The 9,028-nt window shown below is 67.5% G+C and carries 8 protein-coding genes and 1 pseudogene; 1 reads left to right on the forward strand and 8 read right to left on the reverse strand.

All coding sequences use genetic code 11. The annotated features are described in order from the left end of the window. On the forward strand, positions 1-1,468 hold a 1,468-nt coding region (gene atzF / locus BRAS3809_RS02280; protein ID WP_035655074.1), incomplete at its 5' end, for an allophanate hydrolase. Positions 1,469-1,633: 165 nt separating this feature from the next. On the opposite strand, the gene BRAS3809_RS02285 is transcribed toward atzF, so the two are convergent. The 8 genes and pseudogenes from BRAS3809_RS02285 to BRAS3809_RS02320 form a co-directional block, all read right to left on the reverse strand. Next, on the reverse strand, positions 1,634-2,365 hold the full coding sequence (locus tag BRAS3809_RS02285) for a GntR family transcriptional regulator (protein ID WP_008960486.1): 732 nt from the start codon (positions 2,363-2,365) through the stop codon (positions 1,634-1,636). A 3-nt stretch (positions 2,366-2,368) separates the two neighbouring features. Beyond that, on the reverse strand, positions 2,369-2,761 hold the full coding sequence (gene hpxZ / locus BRAS3809_RS02290; protein ID WP_008960487.1) for an oxalurate catabolism protein HpxZ: 393 nt from the start codon (positions 2,759-2,761) through the stop codon (positions 2,369-2,371). Beyond that, on the reverse strand, positions 2,742-4,142 hold the full coding sequence (locus tag BRAS3809_RS02295; RefSeq protein ID WP_008960488.1) for an AtzE family amidohydrolase: 1,401 nt from the start codon (positions 4,140-4,142) through the stop codon (positions 2,742-2,744). The genes hpxZ and BRAS3809_RS02295 overlap by 20 nt, the downstream gene beginning before the upstream one ends. A 10-nt stretch (positions 4,143-4,152) precedes the next feature. After that, the gene (locus tag BRAS3809_RS02300; protein WP_008960489.1) at positions 4,153-4,344 is read right to left on the reverse strand and encodes a DUF4089 domain-containing protein; all 192 of its coding nucleotides are present in this window, start codon (positions 4,342-4,344) and stop codon (positions 4,153-4,155) included. A 13-nt stretch (positions 4,345-4,357) separates the two neighbouring features. Then, positions 4,358-6,157, reverse strand: a complete 1,800-nt coding sequence (locus tag BRAS3809_RS02305; RefSeq protein ID WP_008960490.1) for a dipeptide ABC transporter ATP-binding protein — start codon at positions 6,155-6,157, stop codon at positions 4,358-4,360. Between the two features lie 180 nt (positions 6,158-6,337). Then, a complete protein-coding gene (locus BRAS3809_RS02310) occupies positions 6,338-7,237 on the reverse strand; it encodes an ABC transporter permease (protein WP_008960491.1) in 900 nt (299 codons plus the stop codon). Next, positions 7,234-8,247: an ABC transporter permease gene (locus BRAS3809_RS02315; protein ID WP_008960492.1), complete on the reverse strand. Its 1,014-nt coding sequence runs from the start codon at positions 8,245-8,247 to the stop codon at positions 7,234-7,236. Before BRAS3809_RS02315 ends, BRAS3809_RS02310 begins: the two co-directional genes overlap by 4 nt. Before the next feature lie 346 nt (positions 8,248-8,593). Then, positions 8,594-9,028, reverse strand: a pseudogene (locus BRAS3809_RS02320) (ABC transporter substrate-binding protein); the annotation flags it as partial.

A 9,028-nucleotide genomic window follows, 5' to 3' on the forward strand; every position in this document is an offset into this window, starting at 1 on the left:
CGCCATCATCATCGGCAAGACCAATCTCGACCAGTTCGCCACCGGCCTCGTCGGTGTGCGCTCGCCCTACGGCATTCCGAAAAATCCCGTCCGCGCGGATCTCGTGCCGGGGGGATCGAGCTCAGGCTCGGCGGTCGCGGTCTCGGCCGGTCTCGTTCCCCTGTCGCTCGGGACGGATACCGCGGGCTCCGGCCGCGTGCCGGCCATGCTCAACAACATCGTCGGCTTGAAGCCGAGCCTCGGCATGATCTCGACCACCGGCCTGGTGCCGGCCTGCCGGACGCTGGACTGCATCTCGGTGTTTTCGCTGACGGTCGACGATGCCGTCACCGCGCTGTCGGTGATGGCGGCGCCCGATCCGCTCGATCCGTTCTCGCGCGACCGGCCGCTCGCCGCCGCGACCACTTTTCCGAAGGGCGTGAAGCTCGGCATTCCCCGCCCTGGTCAGTTGATCTTCTACGGCGACAAGGCCGCGGAAGCCGCCTATTCCGCAGCCGTTGCGCGCTTCGTCAAGCTCGGCGCCGAGCTCGTGGAGTTCGACCTCGAGCCGTTCTACGAGACCGCGCGGCTGCTCTATGAAGGTCCATGGGTCGCCGAGCGCTATCTCGTGATCCGCGACCTGCTCGCCTCCGACCCCGACGCCATCCATCCGGTGACGCGCGAGATCACCATCGCCGGCGCCCGCGGCAGCGCGGCCGACACATTCGCGGCGCTGTATCGCCTGCAGGCGCTGCGCAAGGTCGCCGAGCGCACCTTCCGCGACATCGACGCGATGCTGCTGCCGACGGCGCCGACGGCCTACACGACCGCGGAGGTGCTGGCGGATCCCATCCTGCTCAACAGCCGGCTCGGCACCTACACCAACTTCGTCAACCTGCTCGATCTCTGCGGCCTGGCCGTGCCGGCCGCGATGCGCAGCGACGGCATTCCGTTCGGCGTCACGCTGCTGGCACCGGCCGGCCACGACGCGGCGCTTGCCAGCCTCGGCCGCGCCTTCCACGCCGACACCGCGCTGCCGGTCGGCGCGAAGTCCATCCCGCAGCCGCCGCTCGCGGCGGTGTCCTCCTCGTTGCACGGCGACGAGATTGCCGTCGTCGTCGTCGGCGCGCATCTCTCCGGCATGGCGCTCAATCACGAGCTGACCGGCCTCGGCGGCCGCCTGCTGGAGGCGACGACCACCGCGCCGGACTACAAGCTCTACGCGTTGTCGACGACGCCGCCCAAGCCCGGCATGCTCAGGATCGAGGATGGCAAGGGGACCGCGATGGCTGTCGAACTCTGGGCGCTGTCGGCGGCGAGCTTCGGCAAGTTCGTCAATCTCATTCCGCCCCCGCTGTCGATCGGGACGATCCGGCTGGCCGATGGCCGCAGCGCCAAGGGCTTCCTCGTCGAGCCCGCCGCACTCGACGGCGCCCGCGACATCTCTGAGTTCGGCGGCTGGCGCGCCTACATGGCGCAGAAGGGCTGATCGGCAGAAGACCGTAGGGTGGGCAAAGCGGCCGCCGCCAGGCGGCAGCGTGCCCACCGTCGGGCAGCATGCTCATCAGTACGGCGGTGGGCACGGCGCCACGGACATCCCGTGCATGGAAACTGCACGGCAGCGCCTTTGCCCACCCTACTGCTCCACGAGGAGCTATACCGACACCGCGTAGATCTCGTACTCGCCACGCACCAGCTCGATATGGGCTTTCATGGCGCTCGCGGCACCCGCCTTGTCGCCGCGCATGATGGCGACGACGACGCGGTCGTGCTCGGCGTGCGACTTGGCGAGGCGGCCGAGATTGCGGAACTGGGCGCGGCGGAACGGCTGCACGCGCACCCGCGTCGCAAGCGTGATCTCGGCGATGTAGGCGTTGTGCGCGCCGGCATAGATCGCGTTGTGGAAGCGCTCGTTGACCTCGTGGAAGCGCTCGGGATTGCCCACGTGACTGAGATTGCGCAGCTCCTCGTGGATGGCTTCGAGCCGCTGCCGCTCGACCGGCGTCATGCGCTGCGCGGCGAGGCCGGCGCACAGGCCCTCGAGCTCCGCCATCGCCTCGAACATGCCGGTCAGTCGATCGACCGATGGCCGCGCCACCACGGCGCCGCGATGCGCGCGCGCCTCGATCAGGCCGGAAGCCGCGAGCTGGCGCAGCGCCTCGCGCACCGGCGTGCGCGAGACGTTGAAGCGCCGGGCGATCTCGGTCTCGTCGAGCGGCGCACCCGGCGCCAGCGCGCCGCGCACGATGTCGTCGGCGAGTTGCAGGCGAAGCTCCTCGGCGCGCGTGATCTTGGCCACGGCCGGCGGCGCACGTTCGGTGCGCTGGACATCGGCTTCACGGATGACCCGCGCACGCGTCCGCGGCGGAAGATCGTCCAGGCTCATGCCTCAACCGCCCTTTGCTTCGTCGATGATGCTGACATGAGCGGCGACGATTCTCCAGCCCTCGGGAAACCGGATCCAGGTCTGCATCTGGCGCCCGACCTTGCCCGGCGCGCTGTCGCGATAGAACAAGGTCGAGGCGACCGCGGTGTCGCGGCCATAGGTCGTGATGACCGTGCGGGCAGTGCGCCGCATCAGCCCGACCGGCGAGCGTGCGGAGCGAAACGCCGAGATCTCGCCATAACCGTAGAGGTTCTCGCCGATGCCGTAGCGCAGCGTGCGCGAGTCCTGCTTGAACAGTTCGTCGAGCACGGCGACGTCGTTGCTGACCAGCGCCTGTTCATAGCGCTGGAACTGCGCGGTGACCTCCGCGACGACGTCAGGCAGATCGACTTCCATTCTCCAGAACTCCTCTCGGGGCCGGCGCCGCGGCGACGCCAAGCTGTTGCAAGGCGTGGGCCACACGCAACGCGACATGTTCGCACCAGGGCGCGGCGATGATCTGCACGCCGATGGGCATCGGCTCCAGCGGAATGGGAACCGCAACGACCGGAAGTCCGATGAACGAGATCGGCTGCGTGTGAATGCCGATATTGGCACGCACCGGCAGCTCGACGCCGTCCAGCACGAACGTCGCCTGCCCGAGCTTCGGCGCAATGCACGGCGTCGCCGGCGCGATCAGCACATCGACCGACTTGAACAGCTCGAGCACCTGCGCACGATACCAGCGGCGGAATTTTTGCGCGCGGTCGACCATCGGCGCCGGGATCATCGCGCCCGCGATCAGGCGATCGCGCACGGCCGGATCGAAATCCTGCGGACGTTGGCGCAAGCGGTCGAGATGCAGCGAGGCGCCCTCGGTCGTGCTGATGACATAGGCTGCCGCGCGGGCGCGCGCGGCTTCGGGCACGTCGATCACCTGCGTTAGCTTGAGCGCGGTCGCGACTTGGCTGACCGCCTCGGCGGCTTCGGGAAACAGATTCTTCTGGAAGTGACCGCCGGCGATCGCGATACGCAGATCACCGAGGCCTTGCGACAACAGGTTTGACACCGGCTCCGGCCCGCGCGCCGTGCACGCGGCATCGTCAGGATCGGGGCCCTGCATCGCGTCATAGGCGAGCGCGAGATCCTCGACCGAGCGCGCGAACGGGCCGAGATGGTCCAGGCTCATGACGAACGGAAACGAGCGCGCCCGCGACAGCCGCCCATAGGTCGGCTTGAGACCGAAGATGCCGCAGAACGACGACGGCACGCGGATCGAGCCATTGGTGTCCGAGCCGAGCGCGACCGGCACCAGGCCGCCGCCGACGGCGCTGCCCGAGCCGCCCGACGAGCCGCCGCTCATCCGCGTCGGATCATGCGGATTGCGCGACGGGCCGTCATGGACGTTCTCGCCGGTGAAGTCGTAGGCATATTCGCCCATGTTGAGCGCGCCAACGAGAACGGCGCCGGCGGCCTCCATGCGCTCGATCAGCGTCGCGTCGCGGCTGGCGGGCGTACGATCACGATTGATCCTGGAGCCGGCGCGGGTCGGCAGCCCCGCGACGTCGAACAGGTTCTTCACCGCGAACGGCACGCCGGCCAGCGGGCCGACCGGCTTGCCCGCGGCGATGTCGGCATCAACGGCGCGCGCTTTCGCACGCGCGCGCTCCGCTGTCACATCTGTGAAGGCGTTGAGGACACCATCACGCGCCGCAATGCGCGCCAGCGCGGCGTCGGCGGCCTCGACAGCGGAGAGCTTACGGGCGGCGACCGCCGCGGCAATCGCACTGGCGGTCATGTCGGCAGGATCAGGCGGTGAAGACACTGGCAGGCTCGGCTTCGTCAGGGAGGGAGAATTCGTCGACCAGCCTCGCCATCTTCAGCGAGACCGCGAGATTGGCGCGGATCGCCGGCCGCCAAGCGTCCTCGATCGGCAGGCCGAGCGCGCGCCCGACGGCGTCGATGTAGTCGTCCCAGTCGCGGTCCGATGGCACGGCCATGCAGCTCCCCCTCTCAATGCGCCGGCAGCGGCGGATGCGGAATCGCCGTCAGCAGCTCACGCGTATAGGCGTCCTGCGGATCACCTAGCACACGTTCGGACGGACCTTCCTCGACGATTCGACCCGACCGCATCACGATCACACGATCGCACAACAGACGCACCACGTTCAAATCATGCGAGACGAACAGATAGCTCATGCCGAGCTGCTGCTTGAGGTCCTGCAGCAGATTGAGCACGACCGCCTGCACGGAGACGTCGAGCGCCGCCGTGGGCTCGTCGAGAATGACGAGCTTCGGGTGCAGCGCAATCGCGCGCGCGATGCCGACGCGGGCCTTCTGGCCGCCCGACAATTGGTGCGGAAAACGGTCGAGCAGGTTCAGCGGCAGGCCGACCATCGTCGCCAGCTCCTCGCATCGCGCACGCAACGCGTCGCGCCCCCGGATGTCGCCGAGTTGCAGGATCGGGTCGGCGATGGCGCGCGCCGCCGTGAAGCGCGGATTGAGGCTGTCGGTCGGATCCTGGAACACCATCTGGATGCGGCTGCGCTGCGGCAACCGCGCGAACGCCTGCGGCAGGACGTTGCCGATCTCCTCGCCGTCGAAGCTGATGCGGCCCGAGGTCTGGTCGAGCAGCCGCATCACCATCATCGACGTGGTCGACTTGCCGCAACCGGACTCGCCGACGAGGCCGACGCTTTCGCCGTGCCCGACCGTGAAGCTGATGCCGTCGACGGCGCGGAACACCTCCGGCTCGATCGCCGGTTTTCGTCCGAACAGTTTCGACAGCGTCGCGGATGCGCCCTGCCGCGGATATTCCTTGACGAGCTTGTCGACAAGGAGAAGCGGCTTGGCGCTGCTCGCACTCCGACCGCTGTCTTCGCTCCGCTCGTCACCCCCGGGCTTGACCCGGGGGTCCATCATCTCTTGCGAAGAAGGATGGATCGCCGGGTCAAGCCCGGCGATGACGACCTGTGTTTTCGCTGACGCCTCCTCCTCCGGCAGCAGGTCACGCAGCGACACCCCGAGCCGCGGTGTCGCGCGCATCAGCTTGCGGGTGTAGGGATGCTGCGGCTTGGCGAAGATGTCGGCCGCCTTGGCGGTCTCGACCACACGGCCCTTCTCCATGACCACGACGCGATCACAATAGGTGGCGGCCAGGCCGAGATCATGCGTGATCAGGATCGTCGACATGCCCCGGCTCCTGGTGAGCTCGACGACGAGATCCATCACCGCCTTCTGCGTGGTGACGTCGAGGCCCGTCGTCGGCTCGTCGGCGATCAGGAGCTGCGGATTGCAGGCCAGCGCCAGCGCGATCACCACGCGCTGGCACATGCCGCCGGACAATTCGAACGGATAGGCGTGATAGCGCTCGCGCGGCCTGATGATCTTGACCTGCTCGAGCGCGGCAATCGCCTTTTCGGCGCGGTCGTTCGCGGCGGCCTGGGCGTGCTGCTTCAGCACGTCCTCGATCTGCTGGCCCACTTTCCGGATCGGATTGAGCGCCGCGCGCGGGTTCTGGAAGATCATCGAGATCTCGCGCCCGCGCAGGTCGCGCATCTCGCTCTCCGCGGCCGCCTTGACGTCGACGCCGGAGAACATCACCGAGCCCTCGGCGATGCGCCCGGCGCGGTCGAGGATGCGCATCACGGCATAGGACGTCACCGACTTGCCCGAACCGGACTCGCCGACGATCGCCAAGGTCTCGCCCTTGGCGACGGAGATGTCGACATGCTGCACCGCCTTGACGATGCCGCGGCGAGTGGAGAATTCGACGGTGAGATCGCGAACGTCGAGCAGCGGCTGCGCGGTCATGATGCTCTCCCGTATTCGCGTCCGTCATGCGCGGGCTTGACCCGCCTGCGGGGCCGAAACCCCTTCGGCGCTGCGAAGGCCCGTGCATCCATCCAAACCAACAAGTTCGTCGTCAGTCGATGGATTGCCGGGTCAAGCCCGGCAATGACGGAGTTATTCCTTGGCGAGCAGCTCATCCCCTCATGTCCTGCGCTGGGGATCGACGATGTCGCGCAGGCCGTCGCCGAGCAGGTTGAAGCAGAACACGGCGATCATCAGCGCGACGCCGGGAAAAAGCGCGATCCACCATTCGCCCGAGACCATGAACGAGGCGCCCTCAGCGACCATGATGCCCCACTCCGCGGTCGGCGGCCGCACGCCGAGTCCGATGAAGGACAGGCCGGCGGCGTTGAGGATGGCGTAGCCCATCGTGAGCGACATCTGCACGATCATGATCGGCATGATGTTCGGCAGGATGTGGCCGAGCAGGATGCGCAGTTCGCTGTTGCCCGACAGCCGCGCCGCCTGCACGAAGCCGGCATTGCGGCGGACATTGGCTTCGGCGCGCGCGACGCGGGCGTAGAGCGGGAAGTTCACGATCGCGGTGGCGATGATGATGTTCTGCACGGTGTTGCCGAGAGCTGCGACGATGCCCATCGCCAGCACGAACAGCGGGAACGCCATGATCGTATCGGCGATGCGGCCGACGATTCGGTCGGTCCAGCCGCCGAAGAAGCCGGCCGCGACGCCGGCGAGGCCACCCATGAAGAACACCAGCGCGACCGAGGCGACCGCGATGAAGGTGTCGAGCCGCGTCGCGACCACGACGCGGCTGAAGATGTCGCGGCCGAGCTGATCGGTGCCGAACCAGTGCGCCGCCGACGGCGGCTTCAGTGCGGAGGCCGTGTCGCTGGCGAGCGGATCATACGGAACGATCCAGGGCCCGACGATCGCCGCGAGCACGATGATCACCAGCAGCCCGAAGGCGAAGCCCGTGACCTTGTTCTCGGCGAGCACATAGCGCGTGTGCCCGATCAAAGCCATCACGCCGGACGTGCGCGCGGCACCAGCGGGTTCGAGGGTCGGCGCGACGGTGCTCATCCTTCCAGCCTCACACGGGGATCGATGACGCCATAGAGAATGTCGATGACGAGGTTGAGGATCACGTACATCACGGCCATCGTCAGCACGAAGCCTTGCACCGGCGCGAAGTCGGAAGCGATCAGCGCCTCGACCGCATAGGAGCCGATGCCCGGCCAGGCGAACACCTTCTCCACCAGCACGTTGGCGCCGAGCAGGAAGGAGAACACCATCGACAGCGTGGTGATGACCGGCAGCATCGCGTTGCGGAACGCGTAAGTGACGGTGACGGTCGACGGCGACAGGCCGGAGGCGCGCGCGGTCCGCACGAACTCCGACGACAGCACCGACAGCATCGAGGCTCGCGTCATGCGCGCGATCGGCGCCAGCGAGAAGATCGCGAGCGTCGCCGCCGGCAGGACCAACTGGCTCAGCGCCGAGCGGAACGCCTCGCCGTCGCGGGCGATCAGCGTGTCGATGAGGTAGAATCCGGTCACATTGTTCGGCGCGCTGTAGAATACGTCGAGCCGGCCGAGCGGCGCCGGCGACCAGCCGAGCCGGAAGTAGAACACGTAGACCAGCACGAGGCCGGTGAAGAACACCGGCAGCGAGACTCCGGCCGTCGTCACGACACGGCAGGTATGGTCGATCCACGATCCCGGCCGCGTCGCCGCGAGAACGCCGAGCGGCAGCGCGATCGCGACCGAGACCAGGAGGCCGAGCAGCGTGAGCTCGGCGGAGGCCGGCAGGCGGTTGCGGATCTCGGTGGCCACCGGCTGGCCCGTCGTGAGCGAGCTGCCGAGATCGCCATGGGCGAGATCGCTCGTGTAGCGGAAGAACTGCTCGATGAGCGGCTTGTCGAAGCCGAGCTTCTTGCGGATCTGCTCCACCGCTTCCTTGGTCGCGGCGGGACCGGCGAAATAGGCGGCGGGATCGCCGGGCAGCGCGCGCGTGAGCAGAAAGGTGACGATCACGACGCCGATCAGCGAGGGGATGGCGAAGGCGAGGCGCTTGGCGATCAGAGTCAGCATGGCCGATGCCTTCCCGAATCTGCCCTCGATCTCATTTCAGGGCGTCCCGAACGACGCCGCCAGTGAGTTGCTCGGTCATGCCCGGGCTTGTCCCGGGCATCCACGTCGCTCCTGGTGCGCCGAACGACGTGGATGCCCGTGACGAGCCCGGCCATGACGGCGTGGAGGCGGGAGGGAGCCAAACTCAGATCGGAACATGCGATTGCGCTGCCCAGGTCGGCACGTTTTTGGCCGTTGGATAATCCCCCGCGGCGGTGTCCGTGGCCCCCCCCCTCGCCGCCCCTCCCCGACAAGGGGGGAGGGAGTGAGAGAGTTCGGGCCACCTCACGCGCCCTGATCACGCCGCTCATCCCTTCACCAGCGCGCGATAGTCGAGGCGGCGGTGGAACCAGTACTGATAGCCGGAGATGTTCTTCTGCATCGCGACGTTGACGAACGGCTGATACAGCGGAATGCGCGGCACGTCGGCGAAGGCGAGGTCGACGAAGCCCTTGACGTCGGCATCGTAAGCCGCCTTGTCGCCGGTCGCGGCGGCATCGCGGGCGCCGTTGATGAGCTTGTCCATCTCCGGCGATTTGTAGCTCATCGTGTTGAACACGGAATTGTTGCCGTGATAGCACCAGTAGAAGAAATACTCGGGATAATCGAGCCAGCCCGAGAAGATGTTGGTGAAGAGCGGCATCTCCTTCTTGTTCAGCTCGGTGCGCCAATTGGCGCCGGGCACCTTGTTGATCGTCGTCTTGATCCCGAGCTGGGCGAGGCTCTCCTGCACCAGCACGCA

This window comes from Bradyrhizobium sp. STM 3809, from assembly GCF_000239795.1.
Lineage (GTDB): Bacteria > Pseudomonadota > Alphaproteobacteria > Rhizobiales > Xanthobacteraceae > Bradyrhizobium.